The organism is Pantoea sp. Sc1, from assembly GCF_000255315.1.
Lineage (GTDB): Bacteria > Pseudomonadota > Gammaproteobacteria > Enterobacterales > Enterobacteriaceae > Pantoea > Pantoea anthophila.
This window is the reverse complement of sequence record NZ_AJFP01000001.1, coordinates 855,157-870,663: the sequence shown is the minus strand read 5'-3', so window position 1 is coordinate 870,663 and position 15,507 is coordinate 855,157. Positions and strand designations below refer to the sequence as shown.

Genomic DNA, 15,507 nt, shown 5'->3' with positions numbered 1-15,507 from the left:
CCTCTACCTAATTCCAAACCTGGTTAAACCGCGGAGGCCCCCGAGACGATCTCGGTAAGTTCCTGGGTGATGCTGGCCTGACGAGCTTTGTTGTACACCAACTGCAGCTCTTTGATCAGATTTCCGCCGTTATCGGTTGCGGCTTTCATCGCCACCATACGTGCGGCCTGCTCACTGGCCAGATTTTCCACCACACCCTGATAAACCTGCGATTCGACATAACGACGCAGCAGGGTATCCAGCAGCGCTTTCGGATCGGGTTCGTACAGGTAATCCCAGGTCTTCGCCTTCATCTCTTCTTCACCTTCCGCTGGCGCTAACGGCAGCAGTTGGGTGATGGTCGGAGTCTGAGACATGGTGTTATTGAACTTGTTACTGACGATCATCAGCTTGTCGATGCGGCCTTCATCATAAGCCTGCAACATCACTTTTACCGGGCCAATCAGGTCAGACAGGGCAGGTTTATCGCCCATGCCGCTGACTTGCGCCACGATGTTGCCACCCACAGCACTGAAGAATGACGCCCCTTTTGAACCGATAATCGACAGATCGCTCTGCACGCCTTTATCGGACCAGGACTTCATATCCGCCAGTAATTTTTTGAACAGGTTAATGTTCAAACCACCACAAAGCCCGCGGTCTGTTGAAACGACCAGGTAGCCGACGCGCTTGACGTCGCGCTGTTCCAGGTAAGGGTGCTTGTATTCCAGATTACCCAACGCAAGGTGACCAATCACTTTGCGCATGGTGTCTGCATACGGACGGCTGGCCGCCATGCGTTCCTGCGTTTTACGCATCTTGGAGGCGGCGACCATTTCCATCGCTTTGGTGATTTTCTGCGTGTTTTTCACGCTTCCAATCTTGCTTCGTATCTCTTTTGCGCCGGCCATTAGCTTCTCCTCAAAGCCTTGCGGCCTGCCTTTTCAGACAAGCCGCCAGACATTACCAGGACTGGGTTGCTTTAAACGTATCGATCAGGCCTTTCAGCTTCGCTTCGATATCGTTGTTAAAGTTGCCCGACTGGTTGATTTCAGCCATCAGCTCAGCGTGGTCGCGATCGGCGAAGGCCAGCAGTGCAGCTTCAAAGCTACCAATTTTTGCCAGTTCAACGTCGTTCAGGTAGCCACGCTCGGCAGCGAACAGAACCAGACCCTGCTGCGCGACAGACATCGGCGCATACTGTTTCTGCTTCAGCAGCTCGGTCACTTTCTGACCGTGGCTCAGCTGTTTACGGGTTGCATCATCCAGATCAGAAGCGAACTGCGAGAACGCCGCCAGTTCACGATACTGTGCCAGCGCGGTACGGATACCACCGGACAGTTTCTTGATGATCTTGGTCTGTGCAGCACCACCAACACGGGATACCGAAATACCTGGGTTAACCGCCGGACGAATACCGGAGTTGAACAGGTTGGATTCCAGGAAGATCTGACCGTCAGTAATCGAGATTACGTTGGTCGGAACGAACGCAGAAACGTCGCCCGCCTGAGTTTCGATGATCGGCAGTGCAGTCAGTGAACCGGTTTTACCTGTCACCGCGCCATTGGTGAAACGCTCAACATATTCAGCGCTTACGCGTGATGCACGTTCCAGCAGACGAGAGTGGAGATAGAACACGTCGCCAGGGAATGCTTCACGACCCGGTGGACGACGCAGCAGCAGAGAGATCTGACGGTATGCGATAGCCTGCTTGGAGAGGTCATCATAAACGATCAGCGCATCTTCACCGCGGTCACGGAAGTATTCGCCCATCGCACAACCTGCGTACGGAGAGAGATACTGCAGTGCAGCAGATTCAGACGCAGACGCCACAACAACGATGGTGTTCTGCAGTGCGCCATGCTCTTCCAGCTTACGAACCACGTTAGAGATGGTTGAGGCTTTCTGACCAATCGCAACGTAGACACACTTGATGCCTGAGTCGCGCTGGTTGATGATCGCATCGATCGCCATCGCGGTTTTACCGGTCTGACGGTCACCGATGATCAGCTCACGCTGGCCACGGCCGATTGGAATCATCGCATCGACCGACTTATAACCGGTCTGAACCGGCTGGTCGACTGACTGACGATCGATAACACCAGGAGCAATCACTTCAACCGGTGAGAAACCGTCGTTGTCAATTGCGCCTTTACCGTCGATAGGAGCACCCAGGGTGTTCACGACGCGGCCCAGCAGGCCACGGCCTACCGGTACTTCAAGAATACGGCCAGTACACTTAACCTTCATGCCTTCGGCGAGGTCAGCGTAAGGACCCATCACCACAGCACCAACCGAGTCACGCTCGAGGTTCAGGGCGATAGCGTAACGGTTACCCGGCAGGGCAATCATCTCACCCTGCATGACATCGGCCAGGCCGTGTACGCGGATGATACCGTCACTTACAGAAACAATCGTACCTTCGTTGTGAGCTTCGCTCACGACATTGAACTGAGCAATGCGCTGCTTGATCAGTTCGCTGATTTCGGTGGAATTCAGTTGCATATGCTCCAGTCCCCTTAAGACTGCAAGACGTCAGCCAGACGGTCAAGACGGCCGCGTACGCTGCCATCAATAACCAGATCACCCGCACGGATGATCACGCCTGCCATCACAGACTTATCAATTTTGCAATTCAGCTTAACTTTGCGTGACAGACGTTTTTCCATCGCGGCGCTGATTTTATTCAGCTGGTCGTCACTCAGCGTACTGGCGGAGATAACATCAACTTCAGCGGTGGCTTCATGAGCGTCACGCAGTTCGATGTATTGGGCCAGTACAGCCGGAAGCGCTGTCAAACGTCCGTTTTCCGCCATCACCTTAATCAGGTTCTGCGCGGGTTCATCCAGTTGATCACCACAGACTGCGTTAAACGACGCTGCCAGCGCTTCCGGTGCTAACGCACCAGAGAGAAGATCAGCCATCTGTTCATTGCGAGCCACTTCTGCGGCGAACGCCAGCATCTGTTGCCAGCGTTCAATACTTTGATGCTCAACAGCAAAGTCAAAAGCTGCTTTGGCGTAGGGGCGAGCTACAGTAATCAGATCAGACATCAGCCCCTCCCTCCTTACAGTTCAGCGACCAGTTTATCAACGATGTCGCTGTTAGCAGCTTCATCCACGGAGCGTTCGATGATCTTCTCGGCGCCAGCCATAGCCAGCAACGCGACTTGCTTACGCAGTTCTTCACGTGCACGTTTACGTTCGGCGTCAATTTCCGCCTGCGCTTGTGCCACGATACGATTACGTTCGTTTTCAGCTTCGGTTTTGGCTTCGTCCAGAATCTGCGTGCGACGCTTGTTCGCCTGCTCGATAATGACCTGAGCGTCTTCTTTGGCTTTTTTCAGCTGGTCGGTCGCATTAGCCTGCGCGAGATCCAAATCTTTCTTCGCACGTTCAGCAGAAGCAAGGCCTTCAGCAATTTCTTTCTGGCGCTTTTCGATGGCAGCCATAATCGGCGGCCATACGTACTTCATGCAGAACGCGACAAACAGGATGAACGCGATAGCCTGGCCGAGGATTGTTGCATTAATGTTCACAGCACAATGCCTCTAGATTGAGTATTTAACTTTTCTGCCGTTATCAGCGATAAGCGGCAGAATCCGTTCACCCCTGCACATTGTGCGCTGAGTGAACACAGGGCTTTAGGCGACAGCAAACATCACGTACAGACCCAGACCAACAGCGATCATCGGGATTGCATCCACCAGACCCATTACAACAAAGAACTGCGTACGCAGCAGAGGAATCAGGTCAGGCTGACGAGCAGCGCCTTCCAGGAATTTTCCTCCGAGGATGCCGATACCGATCGCAGCACCGATTGCCGCCAGGCCCATCATCACAGCGGCAGCCATGTACAGCAGATCCATATTCAGGTTTTCCATGACAGTCTCCAGTTTGTTTCAGTTAAATGCTCCCTTCATCTTCCGGGCTTCAGCGGCGTGCGCTGCCACCCGGAATCAGGAGGGAAAGTAGTGTTGAGAAAAAAATCAATGCTCTTCAGATGCCATCGACAGATAGACGATCGTGAGGACCATGAAAATGAAAGCCTGTAGCGAAATGATCAGGATGTGGAAAATGGCCCACGGCACATTCAGCACCCACTGTGACCACCACGGCAACAGACCGGCAATAAGGATAAAGATCAGTTCACCCGCATACATGTTACCGAACAGTCGTAAACCCAGTGAAACAGGCTTAGACAGCAGGCTTACACCTTCCAGAATCAGGTTGATCGGGATGAAGATCGGGTGGTTAAAAGGCTGCAGCGTCAGCTCTTTCGTGAAGCCGCCAATGCCTTTCATTTTGACGCTGTAGAACAGAATCAAAATAAATACGCCCAACGCCATAGAGAGCGTGATGTTCACGTCTGCAGACGGTACGACGCGCAGCGCCGGTAACCCCAATACGTGCTCGCCGATATAAGGCAGCAGGTCGATTGGCAGCAGATCCATGAAGTTCATCAGGAAGACCCAGACAAAGATTGTCAGAGCCAGCGGGGCGATAAGTTTACTCTTACCGTGATACATGTCGCGCACGTTACTATCAACGAAGCCGACAACCAGTTCGATAGCCGCCTGCATTTTCCCTGGCACACCGCTGGTGACAGACTTCGCCACGCTACGGAACAACACCAGGAAGATAACTCCCAGCACCAGAGAGAAAAACATGGAATCGATATTTAATACCCAGAACGTCGCGGGAGCGTCGTGCGGATTCACTAACTCGAAGGTACGCAGGTCCAACTGAAGATGAGTCAGGTGGTGACCAATGTACTCTTGCGGAGTAGAGATTTCTCCTGCAGCCATGATGCCTCTTACCCTTTGTTGTTAATTACCGCCGGTGCCAGCATGTGTACCACCAGCACCGATAACCAGGTTATTCCGACCGGCCAGAAGACCGCGCCGAATAGACCCAACGCCACAATGAGCAAAATGATGGTCGCAAACACTTTGGCTATTTCACCTAAAGCGAAGCTCCACGCGACTCGCCCCGAAGCGGGGGATTGCCCCTGCAGGCGCCAGGCTAAAAACAAAAACAATACGTTTGGCAGCCAGGCTGCCGCTCCGCCAGCAAGAGCAGAGACACCCCACGTGACATCTTTAACAGCAAAGAGTGCGCCGATGATGACTATCGTCACCAGCTGAATCATCAGCACCGTTCGGGCGAATTTCACACTGTAAAGAGACACTGACATGACGCTGATACTCTCCTGCCCCATCAGGGGTATGTCGCGTGTCGTATAAGACTGCCTTTGCGCAGTTGAGTCAAGCAGCAAAAGCCGTGCAAATTATACGGGCCGCACCTGCGATTTCAATCGGTAAGTAGCGAAAAGGTGAACAATTATTTAAATTTCTTTCCGGAGGGCTATTTTTCCAAAGATTACCCTGCCGGAATTCATCTGAATCGGACTGAAAATTCACTGGCGTCTTGCTTTTAAAGCGTGCTTTAGATCACATAATAAGCACCTGCGCCAGAATGAGTTTTATCGGGGTGCTATTTCAGCGCCCGGCCTGCATCGGTTAAGGCTAGTTGAATCAGCCACTTAAAATTAGATCGCTGTAGCGGAAAGCGTAATTTCCCGGAAAACAGGCTATTGACATCGAACTGTGCCTGAGAATCGTGAAACTGATATTACGCACGGCAGGTTATTACCGCGATATATTTTCTGACGTGACTATTTTTATTCCGCTACCCGGCTATACAAGTGATATTTCTGATAACCAAATGTGAATTAAAGGTTAAATGTAACAGAGCTTTTCGGATAATTTCCATCGGCCTTTTTAACCTTCTTACCGCGCGCGTTTAATCAAAAACTTTTATCACACCGATCTCGTCTGCGTTTTTTTTAATCAGCCGCCTGAGAGGGCCTGAGGTTGAAACGCGCTAAGACCCTGCTGACGATAAGGCTACTGGTGACGCAGAATGACCAGGTGGCGGTCACCGTCCAGCTGAGGCACCTGCAGTCTGATGACGGAATCTACCCCAAAACCCGCCGGTAAAGCGGCAATTTCATCATCTGGTCGTACCCCTTTCAGCGCAAAGAAGCGCCCTTCCCTTCCCGGCAGATGATGACACCAGGTCACCATATCGGTCAGGGAGGCAAAAGCACGGCTGATCACCCCGTCGAACGGGGGTTCCGCCGGGAAGGTCTCTACCCGGCTCTGGACCGGCGTGATGTTAGTAAGTCCTAACTCATGCTGAACCTGACGCAGGAACCGGACCCGCTTGCCCAGACTGTCGAGCAGCGTAAAGTGCGCATCCGGCATGACGATAGCCAGCGGAATGCCTGGCAGACCCGGTCCGGTGCCAACATCAATAAAGCGTGCGCCCTGAAGATGCGGCGCCACCACGATACTGTCGAGGATATGACGCACCAGCATCTGCTGCGGATCGCGGACGGAGGTCAGGTTGTAGGCTTTGTTCCACTTATCCAGCAGGCCGACATAGGCAACCAGCTGCTGTTTTTGTTGATCGGAGAGGGAAATACCGGCTGCATTGAGCAGCGACGTGAGTGTGTTAATCACAGCATAAGTCCATTCAGCGGGGGCGAGTCTCCTCGCCCCGTTTAAGATCAGGCGCTTTTGCGCAGCAGACCCTGTTTTTTCAGGTAAATAAGCAGAATCGAGATGGCCGCCGGGGTAATACCGGAAATGCGCGTCGCCTGCCCGATCGACGTCGGCTTGTGATCGTTCAGCTTGGCGATCACCTCATTGGAGAGTCCATTCACCTGGCGATAGTCAAGCTCAACCGGCAGCAGCGTGTTCTCATTACGCAACTGACGATCAATCTCTTCCTGCTGACGCGCGATGTAGCCTTCATACTTCACCTGAATCTCAACCTGCTCAGCGGCCTGCTCATCGGCCAGTGCCGGGCCGAAGGCCTCCAGCGCCATCAGCTTCAGATAGGTCATCTCTGGACGACGCAGCAGATCTTCACCACTCGCTTCTTTGGTCAGCGGCGCGCTGAGCACCGTATTGACGTCGGAAACGTGTTCGGATTTTGGATGAACCCAGATATCGCGCAGACGCTGACGCTCCTGCTCAATCGCTTCCAGCTTCTGGTTGAAGCGCGCCCAGCGTGCATCATCGACCAGACCCAGTTCACGACCGGTTTCGGTCAGACGCAGATCGGCATTGTCTTCGCGCAGCATCAGACGGTATTCGGCACGGGAAGTAAACATGCGGTACGGCTCTTTGGTGCCGAGCGTACAGAGGTCATCAACCAGCACGCCCAGATAAGCCTGATCGCGACGCGGTGCCCAGCCCTCTTTGTCAGCAGACTGACGGGCGGCGTTCAGACCGGCCAGCATCCCCTGCGCAGCGGCTTCTTCATAACCGGTTGTGCCGTTGATCTGTCCGGCAAAGAAGAGGCCGTCGATAAACTTACTCTCCAGCGTCGGTTTGAGATCGCGCGGATCGAAGAAGTCATACTCGATGGCATAACCCGGACGCACGATCTTCGCATTCTCCATCCCCTTCATTGAGCGGACGATCTGCATCTGCACGTCAAACGGCAGGCTGGTAGAGATACCGTTCGGGTAGATCTCATTACTGGTCAGCCCTTCCGGCTCCAGGAAGATCTGATGCGAGTTACGATCGGCAAAGCGCATGACTTTGTCTTCGATCGACGGGCAGTAGCGCGGGCCGATCCCTTCGATGATCCCGGCGTACATCGGGCTGCGATCCAGGTTTTCGCGGATCACGTTGTGGGTTTTCTCGTTGGTATGGGTGATCCAGCACGGCACCTGCTGCGGATGCTGAGCGGCACTGCCCATAAACGAGAAGACCGGCATCGGGTTATCGCCATGCTGCGGGCTCAGCACTGAAAAATCGATGGTGCGAGCGTCAATTCGCGGCGGCGTGCCGGTTTTGAGGCGGTTTACCCGCAGCGGCAGCGCGCGAAGTCGTTTTGCCAGCGGAATGGACGGGGGATCACCTGCGCGACCGCCACTGTAGTTGTCCAGACCGATATGAATTTTGCCGTCCAGGAAGGTTCCGACGGTCAGTACCACGGTTTTCGCGCGGAACTTCAGTCCCATCTGAGTCACGGCACCCACCACGCGATCGTTTTCAACGATGAGATCGTCGACCGCCTGCTGGAAGATCATCAGGTTGGGCTGGTTCTCCAGGGCAGTGCGCACCGCCTGGCGATAGAGCACGCGATCGGCCTGAGCACGGGTGGCCCGCACCGCCGGCCCTTTGCTGGCGTTTAGTATCCTAAACTGGATACCGGCCTGGTCGATCGCATGGGCCATCAGACCCCCCAGGGCATCCACTTCCTTCACCAAATGTCCTTTGCCAATGCCACCGATCGCCGGGTTGCAGGACATTTGTCCAAGCGTATCAATGTTATGGGTGAGTAACAGGGTTTGCTGACCCATTCGGGCTGCCGCCATTGCGGCTTCGGTGCCCGCATGACCACCACCAATTACGATGACGTCAAAAGGATCCTGATAAAACATGAAGTGGTACCTCGGTTGATGAACGTGCAGGATCGTCGTCCTGGGGCGTGGATTCTACTCAAATTCCGTCTGGGGTGAAAGCCGCGGGATCGTCCGGTTTTAAAAGAAAGGATCTTAGATCTGTATATGATCTTTCTGTTAGATCTCTTATTAGGATCCCGGCCTCCTGTGGATATGTGCCAGAAGCATTGCATAAACAACAGGATGGGCAGGATCACTAGCTGTGAGTGATCGGTGATCCTGATCCGTATAAGCTGGGATCAAAACCTTAGGTTATACACAGCTCAAAAAACATGCATCGGTTGTTCTTTGGATAACTACCGGTTATACGCAGTAAAAGAGGGTAGTTATCCACAAAATAAACGAGCGGAAAAGGATAAAATCAGCATCTTCCACTGGGGATCGTCACTATTTCGCGATCCCCGTCCACGATTCAGATCGCGTTTTTCCACGTTTCCAGCCAGGCCTCTGCCGGATCTTCAGGGATCTCATGCTCCAGCACGTCAATCTCCAGACGATCGCCTATCCGCTGCGCCCCCTGTGCGGTCAGCAGCGCATCAATCTGGCGGATCGCGCCGCAAAAGAGATCGTACTCATGGTTGCCGAGTCCGACAGCGCCAAAGCGAACCTGAGAAAGATCGGGCTGGCTGTCGCGGATGGCTTCAGCGAGTGGCAGCAGATTGTCAGGAATATCGCCGGCACCATGCGTTGAGCAGACCACCAGCCAGATACCGGTCTGCGGCACCTCATCCAGCTCCGGGCCATGCAGCAGCTGCGTGGAGAAGCCTGCGTCCTGTAATTTTTCTTCCAGATGTTCAGCCACATACTCGGCGCTTCCCAGAGTACTGCCACTGATTAAGGTAATATCGGCCATCTTGCTCTCCCGGACAGTAAGGCGAGCATTGTACGCTGTGATCAAGCGGTGATCCACCTGTGGACAACAGGGTTAATGGATCGGGAAAGGCGAACGCAGCCGTTGTCAGCCGCCACATTCGTCAGAGATAAGATTATGCACAGGGGAAGGAACGATCAGGGCTTGATGGTACGCATGATCGGGTTTTGCAGCGAGATCAGGGTTTCGGTTGACTGAATTTCATCAATGGTCTGGATCTTGTTGATCAGCACCTGCTGCAGGGCATCGATTGACCGGCACATCACCTTAATAAAGATGCTGTAGTGACCGGTGGTGTACCAGGCTTCAACCACCTCATCCAGCGCATCCAGTTTGCTCAGCGCCGCCGGATAGTCACGCGCGCTCTTCAGGATAATGCCGATAAAGCAGCAGACATCAAACCCCAGCTGGCGCGGATCGATATCCACCCGCGTGCCCAGGATAATACCCGCCTGCTTCATCTTCTCCACGCGCACATGAATGGTGCCGGGACTGACATTAAACTGCTTTGCCAGCTCGGCGTAAGCGGTGCGCGCATTCTCCAGCAGGGCATTCAGAATGCCGCGATCCAGATTGTCGAGCTGCAGATGTTCGGCCATGGCCATCCTCGTTGTGGGTCTGCTTAAGTGAACAAGGGTGAATGTGCAGCAAAATAGTGGTTCAGGCAACTCCCGGCAGCGACGGGCGCCGCTGCCGGGTTGCTTAGCGTTTGCGCCAGACGGTGACCTGCGCCAGCGTATGCTGGAACTTGCGGGCCGTTTCGCGGATCACGAACGGCACATCCTGCGGTTCATCGATCAGCTCGAAGTCGGCGGCCAGCAGCCGTTGCAGCGCCTGCAGGGTCGTCAGGGCCTCTCCGTTTTCCCGCACGCCGCCCAGCCAGTTCTCTTTCGGCGTGAAATCTTCCAGCCAGGTGTAAGGCGATGAGAGCAGCAGAATGCCGCCCGGACGCAGCATCGGCGTCACATCCTGCAGGAAGCGCGCGGGCTGACGCAGACGATCGATCAGATTGGAGGCAAGCACCAGATCGTAACCGGCCGGTTGCGGCTTCAGGTTGCAGGCGTCCCCCTGCACAAAGCGGATTCGCTGCGCCAGATCGCTCTCCAGATCGAAATCTTTCAGGCGAACCTGACGATATTCGACCAGATCGCCCTCCTGAGGCAGGAGATAACGGAAATCTTCACCGCTGGTCAGCTGCAGCGCCACATCAATGAAACGCGCCGAGTAGTCCATGCCGGTGACGCGTTCGAAGTGGCGGGCCAGTTCGAAACTGGCGCGTCCGGTCGCGCAGCCGATATCCAGGGCGTCGCCCCGGGCGCGGGTGTAATTCAGCGCCAGCTTCACCAGGCTTTCGGCATAGTTTTCCACGCCGAAATAGCGCGGGCCATACTGGAAGTCGAGATACTGCGACACCATGGCGTCAGACTCATACGGATTCAGCGCCATGCTCTCCCTGTGCCCGGACACCACATAGCGGAAACCGGCATGCTGGAAGAAGTGGCGGCGAAACGCATAGCGTGCCGATTTCAGGGCTTCATTGCCGGTGGATATCCAGCTGCCCCCTTTGATCAGCGAGTGCTTGCCATCAAACGTCGGCGTCGAGAAATCGTCGTAAAGCGGATGGACCCGGAAGCCTTCGAAGCCGTTAATTGGCGTGGTGGTCCACTGCCAGACGTTGCCGACGATATCGAAGAAGTCGCCCTGGGCGAACAGATCGACCGGTGACGAGGAGGCCCAGTAAGCCAGGTTAATGTTGCCCGGTGCCTGCTCCCAGTGTGGCTGGTCGCCGGCAACCTGTTCGCGCAGCTGAGTCCACTCCGCTTCGCAGGGAAGCTGAATCGCCAGCCCCGTCTGATCTGCTTTCCAGCGGCAGAAGGCGGCGGCTTCCAGCTGATTGACCTCGGCAGGCCAGTCCCAGGGCATCGCCACCTCTTCACACATCAGACGCAGTTTCAGCTGATCGGGCATCGCAGGTGTGCCAACCCAGAAGGTGGGCATCTCTGCTTTGGCAAACTGACACCAGCCCCAGCCTTCATCATCCCACCAGCGACGATCCTGATATCCCCCCGCCTCGACGAAGGCCAGAAATTCTGCGTTGCTGACCAGCATTTTGCTCGCCTGGAACGGCTGCAGTGTAATCTGCTGGCGGCCATACTCATTATCCCAGCCGTAGGTGTCGTCAGTTTTACCCAGCGTGACCGTGCCGCCGGGCATCGGCAGCAGGGCGTTGGCCGGAACGGCCTGACGCTGGTGGCGCGCCAGCGGACAGATGGGCCATGCGGACTGCGGCTTAACCCACTCAATCGGAAGCTGGCGGATCAGCACGCTGGAGGTTTCCAGATGGATGCGCTCATGCTCGATGCCCATCAGGATCACCCAGGCCGGACTTTCCCAGTCGATCGGCAGAGTGAGCGGCATGGTCTGGATGAGATCGCTGACCAGGGCTTTCACGCGTCCCCGGTATTCACGCACTTCATCGACGGTGGGCCAGTCGTAGTGACTGTCGTTGAGATCGTCCCAGCTCATCTCATCCACCCCAATCGCCATCATCGCTTCGATGCGATCGTTCAGACGCGCGTCGATGAGACGTCCGGCCATCAGCTTATTAATGTAGAAGGTCGCCGTGTGACCGAAATAAAAAATCAGGGGGTGGCGTAGCGGAATGGCTTTGGTGAACCAGGCCTGCGGATCCGCCAGACAGGTAAACAGACTCTCATACTGCTCCCAGGTCTGATGGAAATAGGCCAGCAAATCGGCACGTTTTTGTTCGCTATTCTGGCCGGAGAGCAATAACGTCCGCGTAGGTGCAGGCAGATCGCGGTGGGGTTGAGCAAGCGTCACAGGAAGCTCCAGATTGCTGAGTAAGTGAAACGGTAATTCACTATAGCAAAGAAGCTTTTCTGCCAGATGACTTAGAGCCTGCCCGTCAGGCTATTTTATTTGCCACTCTGAACCTGGGCAGTGCTCACAATCCTCACGTACTCCGTGTACGCTCCGGTTGTTCCGCGCTGTCCGTGTCCAGACTGCCTGCAACAATTACGCCTGTCGGGACAGGCTCTTAACGGCGCCAGTGACGCAGAAGGCGGCTTTTCATGCCGGTATCGAAACGCCAGATATGGTCGAAGATGCGCAGAATACCGGGTTTCCCGTGGGCCGACATAGCCACAGCGTGAAAACGTTGCTGATTGTGTCGCTGGCGCTGTTTTATCGCCCCGATCACCTCTTCCGGCAGACGCTGGGCGATGAAATCGGAGACGATGACCGCATCCGCTTCCTGCCACAGTGCGCCCTCCATCCGGTTCACCACCGAGGAGAGGCAGGCGGCCAGATCGGTGCCGCCACGAAAGCGCTGGCTGAGAAAGCGAATCGCCTGTTCCAGCCCATCTTCCCCGGTCAGCTCGTAGCCGATGACTTCATGGGCAAACAGCATGATGTAGCAGCGACGCCGGTCGGCCAGCGCGACTTTCAGCAGCGCCAGACAAAACGCTTTTGCGCAGCGCTCGTTGAAGCCCCCCATGGAGCCGGAGGTATCTACGCAGACGATAAACGGCCCGCGGGGCTGCTCCTCATGCTGCTGATGGCTGGCCGGCCGCATCGTCACTTTTTCGTGCCAGGCCTCGCCCTGCAGACGGTAGGTCAGCAGCCGTTTCTCAACCAGGCGCCGGTAAAACTCCAGCTCCAGTTCGCTGATGCTCAGCGCGGCTAACTCCGGTGGCAGCAGACGCAGCACGTCATCGCTCTGATGAATGCCGCTCACCTCTTCCGGCACGGACGCGGGCTCCTGCACCAGATGGTGAAAGGCCTCCATCGGGGCATCCTGTGACGGCACCGATTTAGCCTCCCGACTGCGGCCCAGCTGCTGTGCCAGCTTCAGCAGCTCCGGTTGCTGCGCGAGAAAATCACCATATTGCAGCATCAGCTGATAGTCGCCGGGCTGCAGTGACGCTTTGCTCATGTCCCATAACCGGCCTGCCGCCGCTTCATCATCGTCCCCCAGGATCGGGGCCAGCTGACCGCTCAGCGCCATGCGCTGCTGCAGCTCCGCCAGCAGGCGTTCGCGCTGCTGCTCCAGCAACTGCTGATTCAGGGTCAGGGTCTGTAAGGTCAGACTCAGCCGCCAGCGCTGCAGAAAAAGCTGGTGCTGCGCGCTGCTGAGATGGTGGATATCGGTGTGCTGCAACAGCCGGTTCGCTTCATCCAGGAAGGGCGAAGGCAGGCTTTGCAGCGCCTGAAGCGTCGCATCCAGCTGGTGGATGAATTCACGATCGCTGAGGAGCTGAACCCGCTGAAAGAGCTGAAACTCCTCTGCCAGCGTGGCCGGAACCGGGGTGGCTTTGAGTTCCGCGTTGATCTCGGCTCGCCAGCGCGGCACATCGCGCAGCAGCGCTTTTTTCAGCCCGGGAAACTTTTCAAAAAACAGCGCAAGCTGTGGGGAGGCCAGCAGGGCGACGATCAGCTCTTCAATCAGTTCGGTCTCCCCCACCGAGAGCAGGGTGCTGAGCGTCTCCACGGAGATCATTTACGCGCCTGTTTCAGCTGCTCTGCCACATCCTGCAGGCTGGTTTCGACCCGCGCCAGCCAGTCGTCGCTGATAAACAGGCAGCGCTGATGCTGACTGAAGAGATGCCGCTGGGTGCGCAGTTCACTCTCCAGTGCATCCAGCGCCTCGGTAATCTCACCGGGCAGCGGCTCGCTGTTGCTGACGCCGGGCAGGGTCAGCCGCGACGACTGCAGGCTGACATCGCGGATCGCCAGGCAGTGCTGCGCATCCACCTGAAGATCCAGGCTCTGAGCAAAGCCGATGCCGTTGAGCTTGCCGCGCACCTCGCCCCCTTTCTGCAGCCACTGGTTCAGCGCATCACGCGCGATCACCAGGTGGGTAACCTGCATATCGTGCAGCATCAGCGGCTTTTGCAGCATCAGCGTCAGCTGCTCGTCGGTGAGGCTTTCGGGCATATCGTAGTGCGGCTTGCGGCTGAACATGCCGCTGTGCTTCTCCAGCGTGATGGCCTGCGCCACGCTCTGCTGTTGCTGCAGCGCCAGACGACGGGCTTTGATCTGATGCAGTTTCAGCAGCATCGGCTGCTGCTGCCAGGCGTGTTGTGTCATCAGCTGGTCGATTTCGCGTTCCAGTAGCTGCATGGACGCCACGTCGTGCCAGAGGCAATCTTTCAGCAGGATCAGGTCTATCGGCGCAATCGCGCTGCGTCCGCTGTAAAAGGCGCTGGCCTGTAACAGGTGAATGGCTTTTTTCCAGCGACGATCGGAAATGTAGGGGGCGGCAGGCTGGCTCTCCAGCTGCTGACGCAGCTGATAGATCAGCTCGAAAACGGCATCCGGCAGGCCCACCTGGCTGATGCTGAGCTGCCACTGCGCATACTCCTCATCACTGATGCGCAGAGATTCCGCCACCGGATTGGCGTGTTCATCCTGCTGGTGAGTCAGCATGCTGCGGAAGTTCTGCTTCTCATGCACGTTATCCAGCCACAGGCGGATCAGCATCCGGTCATAGAGCGCCTCAAGACCGCTGTCCGCTTCCGGGAGTTCATTGGAGGCGGTGACCAGCAGACGCATCGGGATGGTCTCTTCGCTGTCACCATTGCGGAAGCGGCGTTCGTTGATGGCGGTCAGCAGGGTATTCAGAATCGCCGGGCCGGCTTTCCAGATCTCATCCAGAAAAACAATCTCTGCGTCGGGCAGATACCCTTTAGTGAGGCGCTGATAGCGTCCTTCATCCTTCAGCGCCTGAATGGAGAGCGGGCCAAACACCTCTTCCGGCGTTGAGAAACGGGTCATCAGATATTCAAAGGCGCGGGCGTGCTGAAAGGCATATTTGAGGCGGCGTGCTATCAGGCTCTTGGCGATGCCGGGCGGGCCCAGCAGGAACACGCTTTCACCGCTCAGCGCCGCCAGCAGGCAAAGGCGAATGGCATGATGCCGCTCATACAATCCTTTTTCTAACGCATTGCTCAGGCGAGAAATTCTTTCTGCCAAAAGATGGGGTTGAGCCATAATCACTTCAATGTCCTTACGATCGACGGGCCGCCGCGCTTAAGCAAGCGCCTTACTCTATAGATCATCATGCGTGAAAGCGTTGATAGCTGTCAGCTTTTTTGTATCAGAAGGTTTGCCTGCTATCACGCGGTATCCACTGACATTTTACTGCCTGAAGC

14 protein-coding genes are annotated in these 15,507 nt (G+C 55.9%); all 14 read right to left on the bottom strand.

Annotated features, from left to right (window positions below; translation table 11 throughout):
- Nucleotides 1-23: 23 nt before the first annotated feature.
- The gene (gene atpG / locus S7A_RS04160; protein WP_003849534.1) at nucleotides 24-890 is read right to left on the bottom strand and encodes a F0F1 ATP synthase subunit gamma; all 867 of its coding nucleotides are present in this window, start codon (nucleotides 888-890) and stop codon (nucleotides 24-26) included.
- A 52-nt stretch (nucleotides 891-942) separates the two neighbouring features.
- A complete protein-coding gene (atpA, locus tag S7A_RS04155) occupies nucleotides 943-2,484 on the bottom strand; it encodes a F0F1 ATP synthase subunit alpha (protein WP_009088205.1) in 1,542 nt (513 codons plus the stop codon).
- Nucleotides 2,485-2,498: 14 nt separating this feature from the next.
- Nucleotides 2,499-3,032, bottom strand: coding sequence for a F0F1 ATP synthase subunit delta (atpH, locus tag S7A_RS04150; RefSeq protein ID WP_009088203.1), 534 nt, complete (start codon nucleotides 3,030-3,032; stop codon nucleotides 2,499-2,501).
- A gap of 14 nt (nucleotides 3,033-3,046) precedes the next feature.
- A complete protein-coding gene (gene atpF, locus S7A_RS04145; RefSeq protein WP_009088200.1) occupies nucleotides 3,047-3,517 on the bottom strand; it encodes a F0F1 ATP synthase subunit B in 471 nt (156 codons plus the stop codon).
- A gap of 105 nt (nucleotides 3,518-3,622) precedes the next feature.
- The gene (gene atpE / locus S7A_RS04140; RefSeq protein ID WP_003849523.1) at nucleotides 3,623-3,862 is read right to left on the bottom strand and encodes a F0F1 ATP synthase subunit C; all 240 of its coding nucleotides are present in this window, start codon (nucleotides 3,860-3,862) and stop codon (nucleotides 3,623-3,625) included.
- Between the two features lie 105 nt (nucleotides 3,863-3,967).
- The gene (gene atpB, locus S7A_RS04135) at nucleotides 3,968-4,786 is read right to left on the bottom strand and encodes a F0F1 ATP synthase subunit A (RefSeq protein WP_009088198.1); all 819 of its coding nucleotides are present in this window, start codon (nucleotides 4,784-4,786) and stop codon (nucleotides 3,968-3,970) included.
- Nucleotides 4,787-4,794: 8 nt separating this feature from the next.
- Complete coding sequence (gene atpI, locus S7A_RS04130) at nucleotides 4,795-5,175, bottom strand: F0F1 ATP synthase subunit I (protein ID WP_009088196.1); 381 nt, start codon at nucleotides 5,173-5,175, stop codon at nucleotides 4,795-4,797.
- A 712-nt stretch (nucleotides 5,176-5,887) separates the two neighbouring features.
- The gene (gene rsmG / locus S7A_RS04125; RefSeq protein ID WP_009088195.1) at nucleotides 5,888-6,505 is read right to left on the bottom strand and encodes a 16S rRNA (guanine(527)-N(7))-methyltransferase RsmG; all 618 of its coding nucleotides are present in this window, start codon (nucleotides 6,503-6,505) and stop codon (nucleotides 5,888-5,890) included.
- Between the two features lie 47 nt (nucleotides 6,506-6,552).
- Nucleotides 6,553-8,442, bottom strand: a complete 1,890-nt coding sequence (gene mnmG / locus S7A_RS04120) for a tRNA uridine-5-carboxymethylaminomethyl(34) synthesis enzyme MnmG (protein WP_009088193.1) — start codon at nucleotides 8,440-8,442, stop codon at nucleotides 6,553-6,555.
- Nucleotides 8,443-8,875: 433 nt separating this feature from the next.
- Nucleotides 8,876-9,316, bottom strand: a complete 441-nt coding sequence (mioC, locus tag S7A_RS04115; protein WP_009088191.1) for an FMN-binding protein MioC — start codon at nucleotides 9,314-9,316, stop codon at nucleotides 8,876-8,878.
- Nucleotides 9,317-9,471: 155 nt separating this feature from the next.
- On the bottom strand, nucleotides 9,472-9,933 hold the full coding sequence (gene asnC / locus S7A_RS04110) for a transcriptional regulator AsnC (protein ID WP_009088190.1): 462 nt from the start codon (nucleotides 9,931-9,933) through the stop codon (nucleotides 9,472-9,474).
- Nucleotides 9,934-10,036: 103 nt separating this feature from the next.
- Nucleotides 10,037-12,175, bottom strand: coding sequence for a 5-histidylcysteine sulfoxide synthase (gene ovoA / locus S7A_RS04105; protein WP_033736112.1), 2,139 nt, complete (start codon nucleotides 12,173-12,175; stop codon nucleotides 10,037-10,039).
- 217 nt (nucleotides 12,176-12,392) lie between these two features.
- Nucleotides 12,393-13,853, bottom strand: coding sequence for an ATPase RavA stimulator ViaA (gene viaA, locus S7A_RS04100; RefSeq protein ID WP_009088186.1), 1,461 nt, complete (start codon nucleotides 13,851-13,853; stop codon nucleotides 12,393-12,395).
- Complete coding sequence (gene ravA, locus S7A_RS04095; RefSeq protein ID WP_009088185.1) at nucleotides 13,850-15,346, bottom strand: ATPase RavA; 1,497 nt, start codon at nucleotides 15,344-15,346, stop codon at nucleotides 13,850-13,852. The genes viaA and ravA overlap by 4 nt, the downstream gene beginning before the upstream one ends.
- Between the last annotated feature and the right edge of the window lie 161 nt (nucleotides 15,347-15,507).